Source organism: Canicola haemoglobinophilus, from assembly GCF_002015075.1.
Taxonomy (GTDB): domain Bacteria; phylum Pseudomonadota; class Gammaproteobacteria; order Enterobacterales; family Pasteurellaceae; genus Canicola; species Canicola haemoglobinophilus.
Window position 1 is genome coordinate 150,530 of sequence record NZ_MUXZ01000004.1, and the last position, 24,053, is coordinate 174,582.

At 36.6% G+C, this 24,053-nt stretch carries 21 protein-coding genes and 2 pseudogenes; 9 read left to right on the forward strand and 14 right to left on the reverse strand.

What is annotated here, in order from left to right; all coding sequences use genetic code 11:
* Positions 1-12 precede the first annotated feature (12 nt).
* Entirely contained in the window at positions 13-1,473 is a 1,461-nt protein-coding gene (pntB, locus tag B0186_RS01260; RefSeq protein ID WP_078217574.1) for a Re/Si-specific NAD(P)(+) transhydrogenase subunit beta, read from the forward strand.
* Between the two features lie 63 nt (positions 1,474-1,536).
* Here the strand turns inward: pntB and B0186_RS01265 are convergent, their stop codons facing one another.
* From B0186_RS01265 to B0186_RS01290, 6 genes and pseudogenes are all read right to left on the reverse strand, one after another.
* The gene (locus tag B0186_RS01265) at positions 1,537-3,507 is read right to left on the reverse strand and encodes a GmrSD restriction endonuclease domain-containing protein (protein ID WP_078217575.1); all 1,971 of its coding nucleotides are present in this window, start codon (positions 3,505-3,507) and stop codon (positions 1,537-1,539) included.
* Between the two features lie 10 nt (positions 3,508-3,517).
* Positions 3,518-4,855: a DUF262 domain-containing protein gene (locus B0186_RS01270; RefSeq protein ID WP_078217576.1), complete on the reverse strand. Its 1,338-nt coding sequence runs from the start codon at positions 4,853-4,855 to the stop codon at positions 3,518-3,520.
* A gap of 46 nt (positions 4,856-4,901) precedes the next feature.
* Entirely contained in the window at positions 4,902-5,651 is a 750-nt protein-coding gene (locus B0186_RS01275) for a PP2C family protein-serine/threonine phosphatase (protein WP_078217577.1), read from the reverse strand.
* 55 nt (positions 5,652-5,706) lie between these two features.
* Positions 5,707-6,426 (reverse strand): Sir2 family NAD+-dependent deacetylase, encoded by a 720-nt coding sequence (gene cobB / locus B0186_RS01280; protein WP_078217578.1) that lies wholly within the window; start codon positions 6,424-6,426, stop codon positions 5,707-5,709.
* 67 nt (positions 6,427-6,493) lie between these two features.
* A complete protein-coding gene (locus B0186_RS01285; RefSeq protein WP_078217579.1) occupies positions 6,494-6,961 on the reverse strand; it encodes a hypothetical protein in 468 nt (155 codons plus the stop codon).
* 227 nt (positions 6,962-7,188) lie between these two features.
* Positions 7,189-8,007, reverse strand: a pseudogene (locus B0186_RS01290) (SIR2 family NAD-dependent protein deacylase); the annotation flags it as partial.
* Between the two features lie 207 nt (positions 8,008-8,214).
* Between B0186_RS01290 and B0186_RS01295 the strand changes: the two are divergent.
* Positions 8,215-9,156, forward strand: a complete 942-nt coding sequence (locus B0186_RS01295; RefSeq protein ID WP_078217581.1) for a sigma 54-interacting transcriptional regulator — start codon at positions 8,215-8,217, stop codon at positions 9,154-9,156.
* A gap of 13 nt (positions 9,157-9,169) precedes the next feature.
* Here B0186_RS01295 and hflX read toward each other — a convergent pair whose 3' ends face one another.
* From hflX to tsaE, 6 genes are all read right to left on the reverse strand, one after another.
* Positions 9,170-10,522, reverse strand: a complete 1,353-nt coding sequence (hflX, locus tag B0186_RS01300; protein WP_172459667.1) for a ribosome rescue GTPase HflX — start codon at positions 10,520-10,522, stop codon at positions 9,170-9,172.
* A gap of 41 nt (positions 10,523-10,563) precedes the next feature.
* Positions 10,564-10,854 (reverse strand): RNA chaperone Hfq, encoded by a 291-nt coding sequence (gene hfq / locus B0186_RS01305; protein WP_078217583.1) that lies wholly within the window; start codon positions 10,852-10,854, stop codon positions 10,564-10,566.
* Positions 10,855-10,985: 131 nt separating this feature from the next.
* Positions 10,986-11,915: a tRNA (adenosine(37)-N6)-dimethylallyltransferase MiaA gene (gene miaA, locus B0186_RS01310; RefSeq protein ID WP_078217584.1), complete on the reverse strand. Its 930-nt coding sequence runs from the start codon at positions 11,913-11,915 to the stop codon at positions 10,986-10,988.
* Complete coding sequence (mutL, locus tag B0186_RS01315; protein WP_078217585.1) at positions 11,912-13,777, reverse strand: DNA mismatch repair endonuclease MutL; 1,866 nt, start codon at positions 13,775-13,777, stop codon at positions 11,912-11,914. The genes miaA and mutL overlap by 4 nt, the downstream gene beginning before the upstream one ends.
* A 14-nt stretch (positions 13,778-13,791) precedes the next feature.
* Positions 13,792-15,063 carry a LysM peptidoglycan-binding domain-containing protein gene (locus tag B0186_RS01320; protein ID WP_078217586.1) on the reverse strand — a complete coding sequence of 424 codons (1,272 nt, stop codon included), beginning with the start codon at positions 15,061-15,063 and terminating at the stop codon, positions 13,792-13,794.
* A gap of 12 nt (positions 15,064-15,075) precedes the next feature.
* Positions 15,076-15,546 (reverse strand): tRNA (adenosine(37)-N6)-threonylcarbamoyltransferase complex ATPase subunit type 1 TsaE, encoded by a 471-nt coding sequence (tsaE, locus tag B0186_RS01325; RefSeq protein ID WP_078217587.1) that lies wholly within the window; start codon positions 15,544-15,546, stop codon positions 15,076-15,078.
* Positions 15,547-15,739: 193 nt separating this feature from the next.
* Between tsaE and B0186_RS01330 the strand changes: the two genes are divergently transcribed.
* The 4 genes from B0186_RS01330 to B0186_RS01340 are packed head-to-tail and all read left to right on the forward strand — an operon-like array spanning position 15,740 to position 20,318.
* On the forward strand, positions 15,740-17,629 hold the full coding sequence (locus B0186_RS01330) for a site-specific recombinase (protein WP_078217637.1): 1,890 nt from the start codon (positions 15,740-15,742) through the stop codon (positions 17,627-17,629).
* 46 nt (positions 17,630-17,675) lie between these two features.
* Positions 17,676-18,527 carry a glycine betaine ABC transporter substrate-binding protein gene (locus B0186_RS11820; protein ID WP_211272412.1) on the forward strand — a complete coding sequence of 284 codons (852 nt, stop codon included), beginning with the start codon at positions 17,676-17,678 and terminating at the stop codon, positions 18,525-18,527.
* Positions 18,514-19,491 (forward strand): ABC transporter permease, encoded by a 978-nt coding sequence (locus B0186_RS11825; RefSeq protein ID WP_211272413.1) that lies wholly within the window; start codon positions 18,514-18,516, stop codon positions 19,489-19,491. The genes B0186_RS11820 and B0186_RS11825 overlap by 14 nt, the downstream gene beginning before the upstream one ends.
* An 11-nt stretch (positions 19,492-19,502) precedes the next feature.
* The gene (locus tag B0186_RS01340; RefSeq protein ID WP_078217588.1) at positions 19,503-20,318 is read left to right on the forward strand and encodes a betaine/proline/choline family ABC transporter ATP-binding protein; all 816 of its coding nucleotides are present in this window, start codon (positions 19,503-19,505) and stop codon (positions 20,316-20,318) included.
* A gap of 19 nt (positions 20,319-20,337) precedes the next feature.
* Here B0186_RS01340 and B0186_RS01345 read toward each other — a convergent pair whose 3' ends face one another.
* A complete protein-coding gene (locus B0186_RS01345; protein ID WP_078217589.1) occupies positions 20,338-21,057 on the reverse strand; it encodes a class I SAM-dependent methyltransferase in 720 nt (239 codons plus the stop codon).
* A 35-nt stretch (positions 21,058-21,092) separates the two neighbouring features.
* On the opposite strand from B0186_RS01345, the gene gloB reads away from it, so the two are divergent.
* The gene (gene gloB / locus B0186_RS01350; RefSeq protein ID WP_078217590.1) at positions 21,093-21,794 is read left to right on the forward strand and encodes a hydroxyacylglutathione hydrolase; all 702 of its coding nucleotides are present in this window, start codon (positions 21,093-21,095) and stop codon (positions 21,792-21,794) included.
* Between the two features lie 20 nt (positions 21,795-21,814).
* A pseudogene (locus tag B0186_RS01355) lies at positions 21,815-21,931 on the forward strand (hypothetical protein); the annotation flags it as partial.
* A 53-nt stretch (positions 21,932-21,984) separates the two neighbouring features.
* On the opposite strand, the gene B0186_RS01360 reads toward B0186_RS01355, so the two are convergent.
* Positions 21,985-23,379, reverse strand: coding sequence for an MATE family efflux transporter (locus B0186_RS01360; protein ID WP_078217591.1), 1,395 nt, complete (start codon positions 23,377-23,379; stop codon positions 21,985-21,987).
* 56 nt (positions 23,380-23,435) lie between these two features.
* Between B0186_RS01360 and B0186_RS01365 the strand changes: the two genes are divergently transcribed.
* Positions 23,436-24,044, forward strand: a complete 609-nt coding sequence (locus B0186_RS01365; RefSeq protein ID WP_078217592.1) for a riboflavin synthase subunit alpha — start codon at positions 23,436-23,438, stop codon at positions 24,042-24,044.
* The last annotated feature ends 9 nt before the right edge of the window (positions 24,045-24,053 follow it).

Genomic DNA, 24,053 nt, shown 5'->3' on the forward strand with positions numbered 1-24,053 from the left:
GGAGAAAAAGCGATGTCTGAAGGTTTAGTACAAGCTGCCTATATTGTAGCGGCATTACTTTTCATTATGAGCTTAGCAGGTCTTTCTAAACATGAAACTGCTAAAGCGGGTTGTTGGTATGGCATTATTGGTATGGCAATTGCACTTGTTGCCACTATTTTTGGTCCATATTCACAAGGTTTAGTTTGGATTATTATCGCAATGGCTGCAGGTGCTGTAATCGGTATTCAGCGTGCAATGAAAGTTGAAATGACTGAAATGCCTGAGTTAGTGGCGATTTTACACAGCTTTGTAGGTTTAGCAGCTGTTCTGGTTGGCTTTAATAGTTTTGGTTTACATGAAACTGCACAATTTGTTGTTCCAGAAGGCGTTGAGTATGTAACAGAAGCTGCACAAGCATTATTAGCGCAACAAAAGGCAGCGTTTGAAGCTGAACAGGCTGTCTTAGCTAATATTCATAACGTAGAAGTATTTCTTGGAATCTTCATAGGTGCGGTAACATTTACTGGCTCAGTTGTTGCATTCGGAAAGCTAAACGGTCGTTTAAATTCAAAAGCGCTAAATTTACCGCACAAGCATAAGTTAAACTTAGCAGCGTTAGTGGTATCTGCATTATTAATGATCGTTTTCTTAAACAACCCACATAATATTTTCCCTGTATTAGTGATGACTGCGATTGCTCTTGCCTTTGGTTGGCATTTAGTTGCTTCTATTGGTGGGGCAGATATGCCAGTAGTTGTTTCTATGTTGAACTCCTATTCTGGTTGGGCAGCGGCAGCAGCAGGTTTCATGCTAAATAATGACTTACTCATCGTAACTGGTGCTTTAGTAGGTTCATCAGGTGCAATTCTGTCTTATATCATGTGTAAAGCAATGAACCGCTCATTTATCAGCGTTATCGCTGGTGGCTTTGGTAATGATGTTCAAGCAAGCTCAACTGAAGAACAGGGCGAACATCGTGAAACTACTGCGGAAGAAGTAGCAGAAATGTTAAAAAATGCAAGTTCTGTGATTATCACTCCGGGATATGGCATGGCAGTAGCACAAGCACAATATCCAGTAGCAGAAATTACAGCGAAATTGCGTGAACGTGGTGTAAATGTACGCTTTGGTATTCACCCAGTAGCAGGACGTTTACCAGGCCACATGAACGTGTTATTAGCAGAAGCAAAAGTGCCTTATGATGTTGTTTTAGAAATGGACGAAATCAATGAAGATTTTGCTGATACCGATGTTGTATTAGTTATCGGTGCAAATGACACTGTAAACCCTGCGGCAATGGACGATCCAAATAGTCCAATCGCAGGAATGCCTGTATTGGAAGTTTGGAATGCTGCAAATGTTATCGTGTTTAAACGCTCAATGGCTGTTGGCTATGCTGGTGTTCAAAATCCGCTATTCTTCAAAGAAAACACCCAAATGCTATTTGGTGATGCGAAAGAAAGAGTAGATGATATTTTGAAAGCGTTATAAATTTCATTGAAATTTAATGAAAAAAGAACCGCACTTTGTGAAAAGTGCGGTTTTTTATGGTGATTATTGAATAGTATTTTCAGATTGCTCTTTTGTACTCTGAGCTTCTTTTTTCTTACTTACATTTGATATTTCCTTCGCGAGAATTTCGCGCATAGCCTTGTTATGTCTTTTTATTCTTTTATCATTCCATTTCTTATAGCTCAACATAATTGCTTGTTTTAGACTTACACATTGCAATTCCTTATTTTCATAACGTGATTTTTTGCTTTCACAGCTATGATCACTCAACGATGAATTTTGATAATTAGAAATTAAGCACAGATTGCCAAAGTTATCTAATAAGCTATTATCTTTAAGTTCAGAAACTCTATTTTGAGAAAAATAATGTTCAATTGAGTTTCTTGACATCGAAAACTTGAACTTATCTAAGGGTAAAAATTTTGAAGCTTTATCACATAAATTACCATCTCTCCAGATTAAATAATCTAAGTAATTAAATACATAGTTGTTTACTCCAGTTCCTTGATTAAGTTTACTTTCTTTACTTGATAGAAACTTATCATTTAATAATGGATTTTCATCCCCTCTGCCATCGCAATAATATTTATTAGCTAGCTTTTCTAAGAAAGAAATATAACTACTTGCATTGATACTATATTTATCTTCATTTTTAGCATAAAGCCATTCAAGTACATCATATAACCATTCTTTATAGATCCGTTGTCTAAAAGAAACATGGAACATTGAAAGAAGTTTTATAATTTTCTCTTGGTTTATTTTTTTATATTGGTCATTTGCATCTGCTTTATTATCATCTTCTTCTGAAGAAGATGGCTTTTCCCAAGCATTTCCAAAGGTATCTACTTCTTTAAAATAAGTTGAGTAGTTTTTTAACCCTTTCAAACTCCAGCCATCTTCAATATCAGGTTTTGATTTAATGATATATCGATCAAATAACAATCTCGTACGTAAAAGAACCATAATAAATTCTTTGGCTTGATCTGAGGTAGTTATTTTCTCGAACTGCGTAATTAGCTCTTTATCATTTAATGGGAGCTCTTTATTTTTCAAATAAATTCTGAGCACATGCATCAAGAAATTAGGAAAATCAATTATTGAATTGAATTTTGCATCTGTTTTTTCTTCTTTTGAAAAATTTTCATCATTATATAAATTTTCTGATTGGTTATTTCCCGCTAATATATCTTTCAAACTAGCTATATTTTTAGAGCTAGTTGAGCTTTCAAAATGAGATTTTAAATCATCAAATTTCATTGAGAAAAGTGTACCATTACAATCGTCACCAAATAATTTTGTTCTTAAAGACTCTTCTTTTTTAGAAGAATAAGGAAATCCTTTCAAAGCATAAAAATCCATATTTGAACAAGCATTCCAAATCATTGAAAATGCTTTTTGTTCATTACTATCTGATTTTTCAAGTAAATCCATTAGCCTTGCTTTTACAACTTCATGTTTCTCAAGTTGCTCACCTCGGCTGTTCATAATTTCAAAATAATGATTAAGATCTGTATGCTCAGGAACCTCTGTGCGTAGAATAATGACGTTTTCTAGTATAAAATCTTCAAACTCTGAATAATTAATTCCTAATATTTTCTTAATTCCTGCTAATTTTCTTCCTATTATTTCAAAGCCTTCTTCAATTCTAGGGGATTGAATAACGTCTTCTATTTTTTTAAGGCTGTTATTAGATGCCTCCCTATGTTGAAAGGATAGATTAATATTTCTTTTATTTTCTAAAGAACTTAACAAAATACTTAAGGTAGTAAGACGCTGTTGACCATCAATGACCTCAAAATTATTATCTCGTTTAAAAACGACTAAACTACCAATATAATATTTTGCCTTATTCTTTTTATTTGCCTTATTCTTTTTAAATGCATAAAGAATATCATCTAATAACAAATTTATTTCAGTATCTCCCCAAGCATAATTACGTTGATAAATGGGTACTATATAACTTCCAGAAATTGCCAAATCATTGATCTTAAGTTTTTCTATTTGATTACTCATTTTTATCTTCCTATTTTTGATCTACTTCTAATTTTTCTAAGTCAACCAAATCTTGTGCTTGAAACTCCACTTTATATTTTGGTATAGAAAAGCAGAAAACATCTTTTGGTGTAATTGAATTGTTAATATGAAACAATAATCCATTTATACTATTTGCTTCATTTTCAACAGTACTAAAAAATACCCTTGTTTTTATTAGTCTGATTCGATATGCCCATCTAAAACAGAGTGTAATTGCTCTTTCTATTTCATCTAATCCAAATTTATCATAATAACGAAGTAGTACACATTCAAATAGGTTTCTCACATATTGATCACCAACGCGCCAATTTCCATGATAACTATTTAAAAAAGCTAATAAACTTTTTTCTTCTGACCCAAAATATACTCTGTTTAAATAGCCTTTTTCAGCATGAAATAAAAAATCGTGGGATTTACGATAATGTTCAATATATTCAAAGAAAGATTGCCCATTGATAATGACTTGATTTGTTTGAAAAATAGGTTGAGCAAATTTTTCACTAAACATAAATGGATTTAGTTTATAGCTTAGATGCATTGCATTTCCTGCTAGAGCCTGTCTAACATAAGGATAATGACAAGATTGACTCACACCTTTAAAATCCACAATATCTTCATTTTCAAAATATTCTGCTCCTCTCAATTTATCCCAGCGTCTTAATCTAAATAACGTTTGACTAATAACTTTATTTAAATTCGCTCCTTTTTGAGTATCAACCGCATTTTCCCAATTTTCAACAGACTGAAGAACATTTGGATTATCTGGCTCAAACTCTCTTAAATGATAGGCTTTTAATAAATCATAAGGTGCAAGAGATTTTCCCCTTGCATTTTGTGCATCAAAAAATTGGAAAGCTTTATCTATGTCTTTTAGACAGATTCTTACCATTTCACATTTTAAAATATAATTATAAAAATCTGACTTTTTCTCAGGCGAAATATCTTGAATAAAGTTTTTAATAACTTCATTATTATTTTTAATATTATCAATACTAATTTGGTGCCTTAATGTCAACCTGACTAAAATACCGTTAGACATTAACTTTTTATCTGTTTTTATTTCTTTTTCTAAATTAAATAATATTAAAGATAATGTAATAATACGCTGCTGACCATCAACAATATTAAGTTTATTTTCTTCATCTTCATGTAATACAACAGCACCTATCCGATAATTTGGTTTATAATTGAAATGAAACCAAAGATCATCAAGTAATTGCTGAACATTACGCTGAGTCCATTTATATGCACGTTGATATTCAGGGATAGCTAAATTTTCCTTTAAAATATCCTCAACGTTGGTTATTTCTGCTGATAATTCTGTCATTTTTTCTCCTTATGATTGAAGGCAAGATTATAATCTTTCCATAAATCTAAACAAGCTCACAAACCACCACTGAAAAATCATCATAAGAGCGGTGCTTTTTGAGCAATTTTCTGCAAACAGTTAAACGCTGTTTATTGGTGGGGTATTTTTGCCAAATGAGCTTGCGTTGTTGTTCGGAAATATAATTGGTTAAGCCGTCGGAACAGAGCAATAAATTTTCACCCTGTTGTAATTGAAATTCAGCGGAATAAATTTTGAAATCGCTATCCGTATCATCTGCCACTAAATAATCAGACAAAATATGATAAATACTGGCATATTCAATTTCGCTTTGAGCAAGTTGTTGAGCTTGCATTTCGTTAAATAAAGTATGGTCAAAACTGAGTTGTAACCATTCGCCTGTGGTAGTAATTTTATAGGCTCGGCTGTCGCCAACATTGAGGATTTTACCTTTTCCTGAAGTAGATATTTCTGCACCAACAAAGGTGGTGGAAGCACCTAAATAACGGCTTGCCAGTGTTTGTGATAATTGCTGTTGAACCTTTCTAAGCCATTGAGTGTTAAGGTTTTGGCACTGAGCTAACTGCTCCATCACAAATCGGCTAGCAAGCTGTGATTGAGGACTACTGGAAATACCGTCTGCAATTCCTAAAATAATAGGATCTTTTGCCAAACAAATGGTTTCTGCTTTTTTCAATTTATATTGAAAAGCTTGCTCGCCATTAAAAAGTGCATCTTGATTATGCTTTTTATTGCTACCTATTTGTTGGCAGAAGGTAATATGCCAATTATTCATTTTATCTGCTCTTTTCGTTTATTATTGTTATTAAAAACTATGCTTAATTTAAATCTCAAACATTTTGCAATAGCTCTTCAACAAACTTCGGCACAATTTCGGTGGCTTTGCCATAGCGTGATGATTTAAATGCCGATCCCGTTAAGCTAGGTTCAAGATTTAATTCAATGGTTTGTGCACCAGCTCGGTTGGCTTCTTGTACAAAACCTGCAGCGGGATAAACATTTCCCGATGTGCCAATGGAAATAAAATAATCGCACTCACTTAGGGCATCATAAATTCGCTCCATTTCAAAAGGAATTTCACCAAACCAAACGATATGCGGGCGAAGTTTTCTTGGCTGTGAACAGCAAGTACAGCGATCTTTATAAGTAATATCTTTATCCCAATCGTAAACTGTATCCTTAAAAACACACCGCACTTTGAGCAATTCGCCATGCATATGGATAATGTTTTTAGAGCCAGCACGTTCGTGTAAGTTATCGACATTTTGCGTCACTAACAGTAGATTATCACCGAACTTTTCTTCTAATTTAGCCAGGGCAATATGTGCTGCATTTGGTTTAATTTCGGGGGATAGCAGCTGTCTTCGGCGTTCGTTATAGAACTGCTGCACAAGCTCTGGATTACGCAGAAAGCCTTCTGGTGTTGCTACATCTTCAATGGAGTGATTTTCCCATAAGCCATCGGAAGCACGAAAAGTGCGAATACCAGACTCTGCGGAAATGCCCGCTCCTGTTAGCACGACAATTTTAGGTAAGTTATTCGTTGTCATTTTAGTTTTCCTTCTTATTTTGTTGATATAAATTCACTGATTCAGGATTATTTATTTGAATTTTATTTTATGTAAGTTGGTATTTAGGGCAAATTTGAAACTCTGCAGACATTCCTCCTTTTGTGTACCATTTAATCGGGCAAAGGGTTTTGCCTTGTTCAATCGGTTGGCATAAATATTGGAACATCGCTTGTTCTAGCAGATCTTCTGGGTGATCAAATAAGGTCGTTTGCCCTTGTTTAAAGCCATAATGCTGACACCAATCGTAGTACTTGCCTGATTTTTTGCCGATTTTCACATCAATATTGATCGGCATATCAAAGACTATTTCGCCATTTTCCTGCTTTTCACACCAGTAATAGCCTTCAAAATGGTTGTGCCTATGTTGGGTAAAAATAAGCGTTAAGCAGGGATCCCAATACTCTGAGCGAATTTCAACAGTTCTCCCTTTAAAACTCGCTTTTAAGCCTTGAGCTTGGCTTTCATGTTGTTGCAATATGGCTTTAATTACAGCTGTTTGAAAATAGATTTTCATTTTTCCTCCGTTACAAGAGGTTCATTTTGCGAATTTTTTGGCAAATGACTGAGTTTTAATGTTGCCATTTCTCGCATTCGGATCGCAGAATTGAAACCGAGTGAGAATTGGCGTTGTAAAGATGAAATTGAGCGTTCGGGATTGTCTGTTAAAGCGGTAAGCACTTCGGGGAAAACTCGCCGATAATGTTCGTTGCTTTCAATCCATTCATCAAATTCCGCCAATATTAAGCGTTCATCGAGCATTTTCAGAGCGTTTAAAATGTTCATTTCAAGGCTTAAAAAGTGCATTTTAGGCACTCCTGCTTCTTTGTTATTGATACGAATAAAGCCCGCTTTTTTCTGCTTTGCTGTGCGTTCCGAAAAGTTTCGCACCGTTGGTACGGCTTTACCTGCACCAAGTTCAATCACCACAAGGTTATTTACTCTCGCCAGCCAGCTTTGTAAATGCGTTTTCTGTATAAGGTATCGGGCATTTGCAAAATCGTAATCATTAAACATCAATACATTTTGGCGAGCCAAGCTATTACAGTAATGACAGCGTGGCGGGTCACTCAATAATTTACACTGTTCATCATCGGTGATTGGCATAAATTCATCGGACGACCAAGTCAGTCCTTTACAATTTTTCATACATTGCAAGCGGTGCAAAGTGCCATGAATTTCGCAAATGCGTTTATGATCAAACCCTGCTTTTTGAAATTGCCCATCAACGTTACTGGTGAAAACAAAGTATCCGTTTGGCTTGGCTTCTCCCCAACGTTTTAAAATTTGGTAGCCTTCGTGCGGTATGGCATTGCGATATTGATTTAGGCGATGTCCAAAGAACCAGTAGGCAATATCGGGATAATCTTGATAAACCTGTGGTGTGGCAGTCTGGGCGAAGTTTAAGCCTGTTTTTTGTAGTGGAGGATAGGCATTCCAAAAACCGCCTGAGCTTCTAAAATCAGGCAAACCAGAATCTACACTCATTCCCGCCCCTGCGGTAATTAAAATGCTGTCCGCTTGGCGAATGAGTGAAATGGCATAATCTAAATCGTTTTTCATATATCCTCCTCTTGTTCTAACAAGATGAAATATAAAAAGTATTACGACAGATTGTGTCGTATAAAAGAGCGGTCAGAAATAAAAAATAAGTGTTCTGAGAATATTTTTATAAAAGCTGTAAATTTTTATTCTAGGTGTTCATTTTTCTTTACATTTTTTGTGCTCAGTTTAGAATACTAGCTCAACTTATTTTGACTGGAGCAACTTATGACAAAGCTGATTTCTTTTGATGATATTGTATGTAAAAGTACCAAAATGCAGGCGTTAATTGAAACAGCAAAGGCTTTTGCTGGACTTGATGCACCCTTACTTATTCAAGGGGAAACTGGGACAGGAAAGGATTTGATTGCAAAGGCAAGTCATAATGCGAGCGCTCGCCAGAATAAACCATTTATCGCTATAAACTGTGCAGGTTTACCTACGGAAGATGCGGAAAGTGAGATGTTTGGGCGTTTCGATAAAGGCAATGAAACCCTCGGTTTTTTTGAATATGCTAATGGCGGTACGGTTTTATTAGATAGCGTGGCAGAATTGTCTTTAGAGCTACAAGCAAAACTGTTGCGCTTTTTGAACGATGGTACCTTTCGCCGTGTGGGTGAAGAGAAAGAGCATTATGCTAATGTGCGCATGATTTGTACCTCGCAAATTCCACTTCAGAACTATGTGGAGCAAGGGAAAATGCGTGAAGACTTATTTCATCGCCTGAATGTACTCAGTTTAACTATTCCGCCATTGCGTGAAAGAACGGAAGATATAGCACCTCTTACAGAAATTTTTATCCGTCAAATTAGTGAAAAACTCTCTATTTTAGTACCGCACTTTAATGAGCAATTTATCCAATATTTAACCAATTATACTTGGGCTGGTAATGTGCGTGAGCTGTATAACGCCTTGTATCGTGCTTGTTCGTTAGCCAAAAATAATGAATTATCCATTGCTGATTTGAATTTATTAGCGCAAGAAATTTTACCAGTGAGCGTGGAACAATTTGCGAATGAAACTTTAGAGCAAATAATGAATAAATTTGAGGCTATGGTATTGCAAAAATTTTATGAGCAATATCCAAGTACCAGAAAATTAGCAGCTCGCTTAGGGGTTTCACACACTGCTATTGCCAACAAATTAAAGCAATATGGTATTGCTAAATAAGCAAAAGTGCGGTCTATATTTCGTCAGTTTTTGGGGATTGATAGAAAGATTGTAGTAGTGGAAATTGCTTACTTAATTTCAACCATCCAATTTTATCTATGTGAATATTGAGTAAAAACTCGCCTTGCTCACTGATTTGTTCTTGTTGAACACAGTTCAGTTGATAAAGATGATGACGAATTTTTCCTTGCTGAGCTTCAAGTTTTATTTCTAAATGTAGAATTTCATGGCTTAATCTTTGTCGAATTGCCTCAAATAGCAAATCTAATCCTTGATTGAGTTGGGCTGAAAGATAAACTGCAATGGGTTTATTTTCTTCATCAACTTCAATATGGGGTTGGACATTTTCCAGCTGATCGATTTTGTTATAAATTAAAAGCGTTGGGACTTGGTTCGCCTTAATTTCAGTTAAAACTTCATTTACAGCCAAGATATTTTCTAATTTACGGCTATCGGCAGCATCAATTACATGAAGTAATAAACTTGCCTCAGTGGTTTCTTGTAACGTGGATTTAAAGGCAGATACAAGATCATGGGGTAGTTCACGAATAAATCCAACGGTATCCGCAAGCACACAGGTTCCCACATCTTGAATTTGTAGGCGTCTTAAAGTGGGATCCAAGGTTGCAAAAAGCTGATCTGCTGCATACACATTCGCTTGTGTGAGGGTATTAAATAAAGTGGATTTTCCAGCATTGGTATAGCCTACTAGAGAAATGGTTGGAATATCCGCTTTTTGTCGAGTTTGGCGATTTTGATTGCGCTGTTTTGCTACTTTTTCCAAGCGATTTTGTAATTGAGCAATGCGTACTTTAATTAAACGGCGATCTGTTTCTAATTGTGTTTCGCCAGGTCCACGCAATCCCACCGTACCTTTTTGTTGATCTAAACCTGTTTTACGGCGAACAAGACGAGTTGCGAGATGTTTCAGTTGCGCTAATTCAACTTGTAATTTCCCTTCATGTGAACGTGCTCTTTGCGCAAAAATATCTAAAATCAAGCCTGTTCTATCGACTACACGACATTTGCAGATACTTTCTAAATTACGAGTTTGTGCAGGGGTTAAGCTATGGTTAACTAAAACAATATCCGCATTGAGTTGTTCAACAGCCTGAGCTATTTCTTCCGCTTTTCCTTGTCCAACAAAATATTTTGCTTGTGGCGTAGTGCGTGAAGTAGTAATCACTGAAAGAATTTCTACGTTGGCAGATTTAGCTAGAAGTTGGAATTCTTGTAAATCTTCAAGGTTTTTATTTTGCGAGAAAAATGTATGAACAACAATTGCGCTATCTGGCAGGGGAGAATTTGAGCTAGAAGAAAGTGCGGTAGGATTTTGTGTTAAATCCACCGCACTTTTTGTTTGTATTTCTACAGTTTGTATTTCAGAGTTTTTATGTGTATTCAAGGTTATTCAGCAGATGTTTCAGCAACTGCTTCTACTTGTGTTTCTTGTGCATGCGCATTGTGGTGATGCTGAGTATTATTGTGATGAGAAACTGAACGCGCTGGAACAACAGTTGAAATAGCGTGTTTATAAACCATTTGGTTAACTGTATTTTTTAATAAAATTACAAATTGGTCAAAAGACTCGATTTGACCTTGAAGTTTAATACCATTAACTAAGTAGATTGATACAGGAATACGCTCACGACGTAAAGCGTTTAAATAAGGATCTTGTAATGATTGTCCTTTTGCCATTTTACTTTCCTTCTTATATTAATTATAGGGGATAGATTGGAGATAACACACTTTCTCCGCTCGTCAATATAGCAATTATTTGTTTTTATGTCTAATTATTTAAACGTTTGCGTCGGTTATCTTTATGTTTTTTATCCAGAAAATACTTGCAAAATTTTTGCTTTGGCTTCCTTAGGATTTAAACTATCCAGCCATTCAATTGGTGATTTCCAACCTCGCAACCAAGTAATTTGGCGTTTGGCTAATTGTCTTGTGGCACAAATTCCGCGAAAAATCATCTCTTCTTTATCATAATCGCCACGCAAATGCTCCCACATTTGTCGATAACCCACACAGCGAATAGAGGGTAGATCTGGATGTAAATCGGTACGCTGATACAGTTTTTCCACTTCTTGTTGAAAGCCTTGCTCAATCATTTTGTGGAAACGCTGTTCAATACGTTGATGCAAAATGGCTCTATCTTGTGGCGCAATAGCGAATTGTAGAATATTGTAAGGAATTTCCTCGCCTTTTTGTGCAGTTAATTCAGTCAATGATTGTCCTGTCAAATAGAAAACCTCCAAGGCTCGATTAATGCGTTGGCTATCATTGGGATTAATGCGCTGAGCTGAAATAGGGTCAATCTTGGCTAATTCTTTATGTAATTCAGCCCAACCGATTTGTGCTGCTTTTTGCTCTATTTCCAACCGCACTTTTTCATCAGCTGAAGGCAAAGGGGAAAGCCCTTCTAATAAGGCTTTGTAATACAACATGGTGCCGCCCACAAGCAGAGGGATTTTACCTTGTTGAGTAATTTCAGCCATTTCTCGTAATGCATCATGACGAAATTCTGCGGCAGAGTAGCTTTCACTTGGATCTTTAATATCGATCAGACGATGAGGCGCTAAAGCCAATTCTTGCGCATTAGGTTTAGCTGTGCCAATATCCATGCCTTTATAAATAAGCGCTGAATCAACACTAATCACTTCCACAGGAAGTTCTTGGCGTAATTGGATAGCGAGATCAGTTTTGCCAGAGGCCGTTGGCCCCATTAAAAAAATAGCCGTTGGTTTTTTGTTCATTGCAATTTATCTAAATATTGTTGCCAATCTATTTCCACTAAAAGCGATTGGAGTGCGGTTTGGTTTTTGCTTGAAAGTCGTTGCTCTGTTTCTGTGAGCAACGTCACTGCATCGGAAAATGTACTAAGCGATTGAAATTCTAATTGGGCGCAAAGTGCAGTAAAAAATAGCTCATATTTTTCATGAGTTTGTTCTAATAAGCTTAACACTAACTTTTGTATGTTTTGTGTACGCAAGCAATGAGGTAAACGATTTAAGGTTATTCGATGTTGCGTGGCATTTTCAGTGAACTCGAAACCTATTTGTTGAAAAAAAGGCGCTTGTTGTTGCCAAGATTTATATTGTTGTTCATTTAAACGCAATAAAATTGGGATCAGCAAGGCTTGCTGTGCAACGCTATCTTGTTGTAATTGCAAGCTGACATTGAGATGCTGTAATGCCTTAATAGAAAGTAAAAAATGTTGCTGATTTTGTTGTAATAACAAGGCTTTGTTTTTTATCAACGCAAGTGCATGTAAAACATTTTTTTGTTCACTGAGCGTATTAGCCAGATTGTGCATAAATTGATTTATTGTTACAGAGGACGTTGCTGTTTTTTCTTCATTTGTACTTAACAATTCCCCATAGATCTTTTGCTCCGTCTTGCTTGGCGTTGTTTTGGGGTAATTTGGTGCAACTGTATTGTAATTTGAGCTAAAGTGCGGTTTAAATTGAGAGGATTTTTCACTCTCTCGGTATTGTTGGGTAAAAATATTTTCACCTGCTGCGGCACGATTTACTTGTTGGCTTGTTGATGAACGCCATATTCCTTGTGGTTCTGCAACTTCGAGACAAGCAGTATCATTATTCATCGGAATATTTTTCTGCTCAGAACTTAAGGCATCGGCAATGCCTTGATAAATAAAATCATGAATAAGGCGAGCTTGATGAAAGCGAACCTCATGTTTTGTTGGGTGTACGTTTACATCCACTTCGTTTGGATTGAGATCAATAAATAAGACAAAAGCTGGGTATTGCTCATTGTTAAGATATTCAGCATAGGCTTGACGAATAGCATGAGTAACTACTTTATCGCGTACCATTCTGCCATTGATATAACTGTAACTAAGGTCGTTTTGGCTACGCGTAAATTGTGGTTGCGCTATCCACCCAGAAAGATGTAGCTCATCATGTTTCCAATCTATATGTAGGGCATTTTGCACAAAATCTTGACCACAAATCGCGGCGATGCGTTTAATTTTTTGCTCATCTGTGACCGCACTTTTATATTGGCGTACAAGTTTATTGTTATGACTCAAAGTAAAAGCAACTTGTGGTTTAGCCAAAGCAATACGGCGAATGACTTCATCAATATGTGCAAATTCGGTTTTGTCGGTACGCAGAAATTTGCGTCTAGCTGGCGTATTAAAAAATAAATTTGCCACTTCAACTGTTGTGCCAACAGGATGTGAGGCTGGCGTAATGGTCGTTTCCATATCTCGCCCTTGTGCATAAACTTGCCAAGCCTCATTTTGTTGCTCTGTTCGAGAGGTTAAGGTTAAGCGAGAAACGGAGCTTATACTTGCCAGTGCTTCGCCACGAAAGCCTAAACTTAAAATCATTTCCAGATCTTCAAGGCTGGCAATTTTACTTGTGGCATGGCGAGCCAAGGCTAAACTGAGTTCATCTTTGGCAATTCCAATGCCATTATCTCGAATGCGGATTAAGCTGGCACCGCCATTTTCTATCTCAATTTGAATACGAGTTGCGCCTGCATCTAAGCTATTTTCAACCAGCTCTTTGACGACGGACGCGGGGCGTTCTACCACTTCGCCAGCAGCTATTTGGTTAGCCAGTTGCGGAGGAAGAATTTTAATTGCCATAAGTTTGCTGATCCTTAGTCATGTAGCCTAATTTTTTGTCCTGTTTGCACTTTACCTTCTTTTAATTTCGGGTTGAGTTTGAGCAAGGTGCTCACAGGAATATTGTATTCACGTGAAATTGCATAGAGTGTTTGATTTTTTTGTACTATATGGAATTTCTTCGATTTATCCTCAGTTTTTTCTTTATTTTTAACAGGGGCAACTGATTTATCTTTAGGCTCAGTTTTATTTTTGCTAGTCGTTTTTTCTTTGATTGAATTCTGAGGTTTTTCCTGAACGCTATTTTTACTATTTTCAGGAATTTTTATTGTTTCACCAATCCAAAGCTCATTACGTTTAAGCTTATTTAAGCTGATAATATCCTTTGTTTTTACTTTATATTTGGCAGCTAATCCACCTAAACTTTCGCCAGATTTTACTTTATGACGAATGCCACTATCTTTGATTTGAATTTCTTCCGTTTTATCAACCGCACTTTTATTTTGTTTCGGTTGATGATTTTCCTTAATAGAACTGAATTCCGCTTTAAAATTGCGGTTACGATATTCCACTAAACTTTCATAAATGACTTTTGCTAGTTGCTTACGATAAGCCAATGTGTTTAATTTTTTTTCTTCTTCTACATTGGAAAGAAAACCTGTTTCAACCAAAATGGAAGGAATATCAGGGGAACGTAAGACACCTAAACTGGCGTGTTGAGGTGTGTTACGGCTTAAAGTTGCAATACGAGCAAAATGACGTAGAACAATAGAACCTAGCTCGTAACCAGCTCGCTGGCTATGTCCAAATTGGAGATCTAATACAGTTTGATCGAGGTATTTTTCTTTGTGTGAGGCTAATACATTACCCGCACCACCTAATAATTCAGAACGTTTTTCATGATCTTCTAACCACTGACCCATTTCGCTATTGGCACGGCGATTGGATAGAACCCAAACGGATGCGCCACGTAATAAAGTTGATACAGAGGAATCAGCATGAATTGATACAAGGTAGTTTGCTTTATGTTTACGTGCGATTTCAGAACGCTGTGGAACCGAAATATAATAATCGCCTTTACGAGTAAGCACTGCTCGGAAGTTAGGATCCTTATCTAATAGTTTTTTTAGCTCACGAGCAATAGAAAGGGTAACGTTTTTTTCATAAATATTAAGGTTACGCCCAATAGCACCAGGGTCCTTACCGCCGTGACCTGGGTCTATGGCAATAGTCCATACATTAGCAAAAGCATGAGAAAAAGCAAAAAGCGCTAAAATAACTGAAATAAAGCGTTGTAAGTAATTCATTGGTTGAGTTAATTAAGTTAATTGTTTAATGATTAGATGCCCTTTTTCTGATATTGGCTGTAACTCAATATTACGCGCATCATCAAAATAGTTAATGTGAATAATGAGGTCTGGTTCAGGGAGTATTCCTTGTCCTTTTTCTGCCCATTCGATTAAGCAAATAGATCTGGCATTAAAATAATCACGAATACCCATAAACTCTAATTCTTCTGGATCACTAAGACGATAGAGATCAAAATGATAAATATCTTTTTCCGTAAGATGATATTCTTCCACCAAGGTATAAGTGGGGCTTTTAACATTGCCAGCATGACCGAGACCTTGGATCATACCTCGGCTTAATGTCGTTTTTCCCGCGCCTAAATCCCCTTGTAAATAAACAGTTATCCCTTTTTCACTTTTAATTTGGGTAATCGTCTGCATGAGCTTTTTGCCAAATTGACACATGGTAAACTCATCAGGAATATATTTTTGATAATTCATAAGCTAGGTTCCCTAAGTTATAAGAGAAAAAACTTGCAAATTGTACCGCACTTTTACTGATTTTTGTTAGCCTTATATGCGATAATCCGCAAGTTTTTATTTTTATTCTAGGAAAGAATGAGGAGCTATTTTGGCAATATTAAAATCAAATAATCTAAATGAATTGATAGCACAAAAACTGTCAGAGCAAGATATGTTTGGACTATTGAATGATATTTGTGAGAAGTTCAGACAAGATCCTGATAATGTCTTGAATAATTTTTCTTACCTTATGGAAGTCTTGCAACAAGATCAGGCATTAGCGGAAAACTTTGCTTCTGAACTTTGTCATTGGATCTGTACAATGCGACTGTATCCACTTTTCATTACGCAAGGTATTCTAAGTCGTGATGGTTTTGGACGAGAAATGAAAAATCGCTTATACGAAAAAATTAATCCTGCTTTTAGAGATAGTAGCGATTTGCGTGATATATTTTTTCTCTTGTTTAAAGACAAAAATGACAGTAAATGGATACAGGAAGTTTCTCTTGAAAAATGGGAGAAATTATTTCGATTATTATATTGTCAGGTTACCCCTCAACAAAGAGAACGGGTGCATAATTATGTGCGCCATGAAGGCTTTTTTGCGATTAAAATGCTTTCAATTTGGATTGCTTCAGAGGATATGGACCCTGATTTGATGCGACTTGATCCGAGTTTATTAAGTGCGGATAGTCCTTTTGTGGCTTTACAAAAAGAAGTGGATTTATGGATTGATGCTCATACTGAGGGCAAAAGCTTTGATGATGCGCATTTACAAGTGATGTTTGAACAAAGTCAGTCTTTAATCGAACGACTACAAAAGAAAGGTGCAACGCAAGGATCCTCCTTAAATGTTTCTTATTTATTGGAGCGTTTATCTCAAACCCTTGAACGCCTTTCTGTCTTAATGAATGTATTTGGTGCAAATCGTTTTTTACCTCGTAGAGTTTTAATGTTGATCGGTGATCTTGCGAAATCTTCAGCGGACCAACATAGTATTAGCCGTTTGTGGAAACAAAGTGTCAGTATGCTTTCTCGTAGCATTACGCAAAGTGCAAGTGATCACGGTGAACATTATATTGCCCAATCGAAGAAAGAATATTTTGCGATGTTTTATTCAGCGGCTGGTGGTGGTGTTTTAATTGCTTTAATGGCATTACTCAAAATTTACTTAGGCACAGTCGTTGAAGACAAAATCTGGAAAGGTGTTCTTGAAGGGCTGAATTATGGCTTAGGCTTTACCTTAATTTTTATGTTGCATTTTACTGTAGCCACTAAACAACCAGCCATGACGGCGGCTCGTTTTGCCGAAGCCGTAGAAAAAAATCCACAAGGTAGAGCAGTGGATATAAAGCTCGCGCAACTTTTGGTTGACGTAATTCGTTCTCAAACTGCAGCAGTTTTTGGCAATATTTCCACTGCTATTTTAGTCGCAAGTGCGGTTGCTTTTGGTTACGAATATTATTTTGCAGAACCTTTATTATCAGCACAGGAAGTCGATTATCAATTACAAGGGGTCAATCCTTTTGGTGGAACTTTGTGGTTCGCTGCAATTGCTGGTGTTTGGTTATTTTGTGCTGGTATCATTTCAGGATTTTTTGATAACCGCTGTAATTATTTGAATATGAGAATGCGACTAGCTGAACATCCTTTATTAAAGAAAATGATGCCGAAGAAAATGAGAGTGGCATTTGCAGAATATTTCCATGATAACTACGGCTCAATTATGGGGAATATGTGTTTTGGTATGCTGTTAGGCTTAACTGGTGTCATCGGCTATGTGCTAAATTTACCGCTTGATATTCGCCATATTGCCTTTTCTTCAGCAAATGTAGGCTATGCCGCTATTAGTGGCTCCATTGGAACTACAATTTTCTTACAAAGTCTGGCATTTGTATTATTAATAGGAATAGTCAATCTTGCCGTCAGTTTTTCGCTAACCTTGTTCGTGGCGTTACGCTCCAGAGGAACAGAAATTGATAGTTGGTATAATATCCTGCAGGCTTTTTGGCAAATTATTAAACGTCAGCCTTTGAGCTTGTTTTTTCCTGTAAGTAAATAAGTTGCAGAGAAATTTGGGGAATTAATACAATTTTATTGGAGATAATATGGGATATTTTAAATCTTTAATTGGTTTACTTTTCTTATTTGCCAGCACCTTTTCCTATGCTTGCAATGTTAATTCTCCGATTAAAATTGGTGCGTTAGATTGGGAAAGTGGGCAATTTTCTACCGCACTTGTTAAGTTGATTTTGCAACATGGCTACCAATGTAATGTGGAAACAGTGCCGGGTGCAGTGAATGCTTTAGAAAATGCTTTAACGCAAAATGATATTCAAATTATTACAGAACAATGGGTAGGTCGTTCGCCAATTATTGAAAAAGGATTATCTGAAAATAAAGTCAAAATTGTGGGGGATATTTTAAAAGGCGGAGCAACACAAGGTTGGTATATTCCCGATTATTTACAGCAAAAATATCCCGAATTAACGAAGTTAGCCGATTTATCTCGTTTTTCATACCTTTTCCAAGATCCTGAAAATCCAACAAAAGCACGCTTTCTAAATTGCCCAACGGGTTGGAGTTGTGAAATATTTAACCGTAATTTGTTAAAAAATACAGGGTTAGCCAAACAGTTCAATAATGTTTTGCCGGGGACAGGGGCGGCTTTAGATGCGGAAATTTCCTCTGCCTATGAACAGAAAAAGCCGATTCTTTTTTATTACTGGCAACCAACGGGTTTAATGGCGAAGTATAAATTTGCTGAAATCCAATTCCCCGAATTTGATCCACAATGTTGGCAACATTTATTACAAAGAGAAAATTCAACCTCTTGTGTAAGCGGTTTTCCTAGCTCTACTTTGGCTTTCTCTGTTTCGACGGAATTTACCGAGCAATATCCTGATTTAATTGCTTTATTAAGTAAAAAATCAGGCTATCTTAGAGATGACAGAAAATAAACGTAATGGGGAAACACAAGCACGTTTATTTCTGCAACAATTTCCAGAAATATGGCAAAAATGGCTTTCAGATAGTGCCTCTCAAAATTTAGCTAAGGCGTTACAAACTGAACAAAATTCAAACCGCTCTTTTTTCCAAAGTTGGTCTTTTTCAGAAGAACTCAATCAATCCTTAGCGAATACGGTGCAACAGCATGGCGATAAATTCCGTTTTGTCAGCCAAAATATCTTAGATTGGTTACTTATTCCTTTAGAAAAGGTATTACAACAACTGCCTTCTTGGGTTATTTTACTTAGCGTATTTTTGCTAGGTTGGCATTCCACAAGAAAATGGTGGTTTGCTTTTGCTTGCGGTTTTGGTTTCTATTTTATTGGCGCTTTGGGGCTTTGGATTCCCTTGATGCAAACGTTAGCTTTATTGATGGTCTCTGCCAGTTTTATTATTTTGTTGGGTATTCTCCTTGGTATTTTAATGGCTTGTAGTTCTAGATTACATCGCCTATTACAACCAGTTTTAGATGTGATTCAAACTATGCCGAGTTTTGTCTATCTCATTCCAGTGTTGATGTTATTTGGTATCGGAAAAGTCCCAGCACTGTTTGCCACAGTAATTTATGCCACAGCTCCCCTTATCCGATTGACTGCCTTGGGTATCCGTCAGGTAAATCCACAAATTATTGAAGCGGCTCGCTCCTTTGGTACAACAAATAGACAAATGCTGATTTGGGTACTTTTACCTCAGGCAAAACCTAGCATTATGGCAGGTATCAATCAGGCTATTATGATGTCTTTAGGTATGGTTGTTGTTGCTTCAATGATTGGTGCAAAAGGGCTTGGAGAATATGTATTACAAGCCATTCAAACTTTAAATATTGGACAAGGTGTTGAAGCAGGGACAGCGATTGTTATCTTGGCAATTATTATTGATCGCATTACTCAGGCTTATGGTAAAGGCAGAAATTAAGTAGGATAGATATGGCACAAATTAAGTTTCAAAATGTCAGTAAGGTCTATGGAAAACAATGTGATAAGGCATTGAAACTGCTTAAACAGAATGTTTCTAGTAGTGAAATTTTTCAACAGACAGGCTGCCAAGTTGGCTTGCGTAACATCAATTTGGAGATAGAAGGGAGTGGCATTTTTTGCATTATTGGTTTATCGGGTTCTGGAAAATCAACCTTAATTCGTCACATTAATCGCTTGATTGAGCCAAGTTGTGGGGATATTTGGGTAGGAGAAACCAATGTAATGTCGTTGGATCAAAATGGGTTAAGGGAATTTCGCCAACAAAAAATTAGTATGGTATTTCAACATTTTGGCTTATTTCCTCATATGAATGTCGTGCAAAATGTCTCTTATGCTTTAAAAGTAAAAAATGTCTCTTCAAAAGAGCGGTTGGAACAAGCAAAGTTTTGGTTAAATGAAGTTGGGCTTGCTGGCTATGAAAATAGCTGTCCTGATCAACTCTCTGGTGGAATGCGTCAGCGAGTGGGGCTTGCTAGAGCTATTGCTGCGAATACCGATATCATTTTAATGGATGAGCCTTTTTCCGCACTAGATCCGATCAATCGCATTAAATTACAAGAACTTGTTTTGAAGTTACAGCAAAAGCTCAACAAGTGTATTGTTTTTATTACTCATGATATTGATGAAGCAATTAATTTAGGTAAACAAATTGCGATTCTTAATGCAGGCGAACTTATTCAAACAGGTACACCACAAGAGTTATTAACAAATCCAGCTAATGAGTATGTTGAAGATTTTATGAGGTTGGTAAAAAATCCCTGTTAGATTTTTATATCAATCATTTTCATGTCGAGCTCTCTATATTCGCTTCTGCAAATTGAAATGGACGATAAGGAATAATGTTATTTTTTGCTCTTTGCAAAGGAAAAGGATAGGTTCGTTTTTGTGCCACAATTAAAGTTAAAGGAGCAAAATATTCTTGCTGTTTTGTTTCGCCTAGATTTATTTGCTTAATGATTTCAAAATTCAATAATTCCAACCAATCTACAACACGCCAGTTGAAATATTGACGGAAAGGAAGTGCGGTCTGATTTTTGTAGTTTAATTGTTGTTTAAAAATCAATGGGCTGTAAGGGTTAAAAAGAGAGATAAACAAATAGCCATCATCTTCTAAAACCCTAGTAATTTCTCGTAGTAGCTGATGAGGGTTTTCCGTGAAATTTAATGTGTTAGCTAATACACAAGCATTAATAGATTGTTGTACAAAAGGAAGTTGTAATGGATCTGCTTGTATTAGACTAATTTCTTCTGTTTGATTTGGGGTAAAAAGTGCGGCGGGATTTTGGGTTATTTCTGGCATGAGAATAATTTTATGACGTAAGGGCAAATTGAGCTCCAATTCTGCACTCAATCCACCAATCATCAGCCACTGATACCCCAACACTTTTGGAAACCAGTCTGCAAAAAATGAATTGATTAAGCTACAATATGTGGCGCCTTTTTGAATATGCTGCCAGCTTGTTGGCAGTTGATAATTTTTTACTGATTTAGCTTTGAATTTCATATTGTGTTTTACTCAATGATCTGTGGAGGCCTTTAATGCTCATTTCTATTCCTGCACTTAATGATAACTATATTTGGTTGTACAAACGAGAAAATTTGCCTGTAATTGTGATCGATATACCAGAAATACTTGGATTATCTCAAGTTGTACAACAACAAAACTTAGAAATTGGTGCCTTGCTGATTACCCATAATCATCAAGATCATGTTGGTGGCTTAGCGGAATTTAAGCAGCTTTATCCTCATGTGGAAATTTACGGGCCAGATGAATGTGCTGATCAAGGATTAACTCAAATTGTTGAAGAAGGGAAATTATCTGTAGCTGGCTATGAAGTAGAGGTTTTGGCTACAGGTGGGCACACAGCGCAACATATTAGTTTTTTAGTTGATGGGCATTTATTTTGTGGAGATGCCTTATTTTCAGCTGGTTGTGGACGAGTGTTTACGGGAAATTATGTGCAGATGTTTAGTTCTTTGCAGAAATTTAAATCCTTACCTGATGACACTATTATTTGTCCAGCCCATGAATATACACTAAGCAATTTAGCTTTTGCTTTAACTGTAGCGAAGGATAAAAGTGCGGTGGAAAATCAGCTCGAAAAAGTGAAAAAACTGAGAGCAGAAAATAAGCCTAGTTTACCGACCACATTAGGATTAGAAAAACAAATTAATCCGTTTTTACAAGCTGATAGCCTTGATCTATTTATTGAATTACGTAAAGCAAAAGATCTTTTCTAACTCGCGATGTAGAGGGAAGTGCAGACTTCTTTGAATGGCTTAAAGTCCGTCAATTTTCTAATTTAATTCGTGATTATCGAGAAAGTGCGGAGATAATTAGACAAGATTTATTAGAAAAAGCGCTACAAGCCTTGCAAAACAGCTGGCTTGCAGACTTTTTCTAAAGTAGTTAAATTTTAAAAATCGGACTTTATTTAAGTTTTTCCAATTTAGCTAACAAAACATGAGCTGGCAGTTGTTGAATTTTGCGCATGCGCCAAAGTAATAAAGTAGCTGCAATGGTTAAACTCACGACAAAAGATACCCAAAATCCAGCGGCGCCAATACTCTCAATAATCCAATCTGTTCTTGATAATGAATAACCTAGCGGCATACCTACACCCCAATAGCAAAATACGGTGATGTATGAAATCGCCTGAGTATCTTTGTATCCTCTTAGTGCGCCACCGGAAACCACTTGAATTGTGTCGGAAAATTGATAAAGTGCGGCAATAATTAGCAGACTACTTGCTAAGGCAATTACGTCTTTATCTTTGACAAAGATAGCGGCTATTTCGTAGCGGAAGAAAAAGGTAATAAGTGCGGTAACGCAAGCAATAGATAAGCCGACCCCAAGGGCAGAGTAGGATACGAGTTTTGCTTTATCCACAGCGCCTTCGCCTAAACGTTGTCCCACGAGAATAGTTGCTGCCATGCCTAAAGACATTGGTAACATAAACACAAAAGAACTGGTGTTTAGTGCAATTTGGTGGCTTGCCACCACTTGAGTTCCAAGCGGAGATAGCAACAATGAGGCAAGGGCAAATAGTGCCACTTCACAACAAATTGCCACAGCAATGGGAAAACCTAAACGTAACAATTTTACTAATGTTTTGCCATTAGGCATTTCGATAATTTGTTCAAAGACTTTTAAGTCACGTTGATTTCTGGCTTTTTTACTATAACCGATCATCATTAAACACATTGCCCAATTCACAATAGATGTGGCAATTCCACAGCCTACTGCACCAAAAGCAGGTATGCCTAATTTGCCGTAAATAAAAATATAATTTAGCGGAATATTAAGGAGTAAACCAAGGAACGTAATTACCATTGCTGGCTTTGTTTTTGCAACGCCATCGCTTAAACAACGGAAGTTAATTAATAATAAATAGCCCGGTAATCCCCATAACATTGCGTGCAGGTAACCAATAGTGATGTTGGCGAGTTTTTCATCCATTTTCATATATTGGATTACCATGTCGCTGTTGTAGATTAATAAATCAAGAGGAATGCTACTGAAAAGAACAAGCCATAGTCCTTGACGTATTTGATGAGCAATGCGAGAACGTTGTCCCGAACCATTTAAATAAGAGATGGTAGGAGGTAGCGCAAGTAATAAGCCATGTCCAAATAAAACTAAAGGGAGCCAAATTGATGCACCTACGGAAATTGCCGCCATATCAGCCGCACTTACACGTCCAGCCATGATGGTATCCACGAGTCCCATGGAGTTTTGCGCAACTTGTGCCAATAAAATAGGAATAGCAATGGCAACTAACTTTTTTGCTTCCGCATGATATTGTTGAAAATGAGTTAATTTCATAAAAAAAACGAGTCTGATATAATGTTGACAATTTTTTATCTAGAGAGAACTTTTATATGTTTACAGGAATTGTTCAAGGAACAGCGCAAATTCAGTCTATTGTTGAGAAAGCTAATTTTAGAACACAGATAGTGAAAATGCCACAGGATTTACTGGCGAATTTAGAAATTGGTGCATCAGTAGCAAATAATGGCGTATGTTTAACGGTCACTGAAATCAATGGTGATTTGATTAGTTTTGATTTAATGACAGAAACGTTGCGCATTACCAATCTTGGTAATTTAGCTGAAGGGGATTTTGTCAATATTGAGCGTGCAATGAAAATGGGTGATGAAATTGGTGGCCATGTTTTATCTGGCCATGTTTATTGTACTGCCGAAGTTAAAGAGCGTATTCAAACAGAAAATAACTTACAAATTTGGTTTGAGATGCCTGAAGCTGAATTAATGAAATATGTGTTGACCAAAGGTTTTATCGCTATTGAAGGTATTAGTCTGACGATTGGAGAAGTAAAAGGTCAGCAATTCTGCGTTAATTTAATTCCTGAAACAATTGACCGCACTTTAATTGCAAAACGTGCTATTGGGGATTTGGTCAATATTGAAATTGATCCGCAAACGCAGGCAATTGTGGATACAGTGGAGCGCTATTTAGCCAATAGATAATCTTTCATT

What these genes read in the sequence shown, in the direction of transcription:
- pntB (WP_078217574.1), top strand. Translation starts at nt 13, where the DNA reads ATGTCTGAAGGTTTAGTACAAGCTGCCTATATTGTAGCGGCATTACTT.
- B0186_RS01265 (WP_078217575.1), bottom strand. Translation starts at nt 3,507, where the DNA reads ATGAGTAATCAAATAGAAAAACTTAAGATCAATGATTTGGCAATTTCT.
- B0186_RS01270 (WP_078217576.1), bottom strand. Translation starts at nt 4,855, where the DNA reads ATGACAGAATTATCAGCAGAAATAACCAACGTTGAGGATATTTTAAAG.
- B0186_RS01275 (WP_078217577.1), bottom strand. Translation starts at nt 5,651, where the DNA reads ATGAATAATTGGCATATTACCTTCTGCCAACAAATAGGTAGCAATAAA.
- cobB (WP_078217578.1), bottom strand. Translation starts at nt 6,426, where the DNA reads ATGACAACGAATAACTTACCTAAAATTGTCGTGCTAACAGGAGCGGGC.
- B0186_RS01285 (WP_078217579.1), bottom strand. Translation starts at nt 6,961, where the DNA reads ATGAAAATCTATTTTCAAACAGCTGTAATTAAAGCCATATTGCAACAA.
- B0186_RS01295 (WP_078217581.1), top strand. Translation starts at nt 8,215, where the DNA reads ATGACAAAGCTGATTTCTTTTGATGATATTGTATGTAAAAGTACCAAA.
- hfq (WP_078217583.1), bottom strand. Translation starts at nt 10,854, where the DNA reads ATGGCAAAAGGACAATCATTACAAGATCCTTATTTAAACGCTTTACGT.
- miaA (WP_078217584.1), bottom strand. Translation starts at nt 11,915, where the DNA reads ATGAACAAAAAACCAACGGCTATTTTTTTAATGGGGCCAACGGCCTCT.
- mutL (WP_078217585.1), bottom strand. Translation starts at nt 13,777, where the DNA reads ATGGCAATTAAAATTCTTCCTCCGCAACTGGCTAACCAAATAGCTGCT.
- B0186_RS01320 (WP_078217586.1), bottom strand. Translation starts at nt 15,063, where the DNA reads ATGAATTACTTACAACGCTTTATTTCAGTTATTTTAGCGCTTTTTGCT.
- tsaE (WP_078217587.1), bottom strand. Translation starts at nt 15,546, where the DNA reads ATGAATTATCAAAAATATATTCCTGATGAGTTTACCATGTGTCAATTT.
- B0186_RS01330 (WP_078217637.1), top strand. Translation starts at nt 15,740, where the DNA reads ATGTTTGGACTATTGAATGATATTTGTGAGAAGTTCAGACAAGATCCT.
- B0186_RS11820 (WP_211272412.1), top strand. Translation starts at nt 17,676, where the DNA reads ATGGGATATTTTAAATCTTTAATTGGTTTACTTTTCTTATTTGCCAGC.
- B0186_RS11825 (WP_211272413.1), top strand. Translation starts at nt 18,514, where the DNA reads ATGACAGAAAATAAACGTAATGGGGAAACACAAGCACGTTTATTTCTG.
- B0186_RS01340 (WP_078217588.1), top strand. Translation starts at nt 19,503, where the DNA reads ATGGCACAAATTAAGTTTCAAAATGTCAGTAAGGTCTATGGAAAACAA.
- B0186_RS01345 (WP_078217589.1), bottom strand. Translation starts at nt 21,057, where the DNA reads ATGAAATTCAAAGCTAAATCAGTAAAAAATTATCAACTGCCAACAAGC.
- gloB (WP_078217590.1), top strand. Translation starts at nt 21,093, where the DNA reads ATGCTCATTTCTATTCCTGCACTTAATGATAACTATATTTGGTTGTAC.
- B0186_RS01360 (WP_078217591.1), bottom strand. Translation starts at nt 23,379, where the DNA reads ATGAAATTAACTCATTTTCAACAATATCATGCGGAAGCAAAAAAGTTA.
- B0186_RS01365 (WP_078217592.1), top strand. Translation starts at nt 23,436, where the DNA reads ATGTTTACAGGAATTGTTCAAGGAACAGCGCAAATTCAGTCTATTGTT.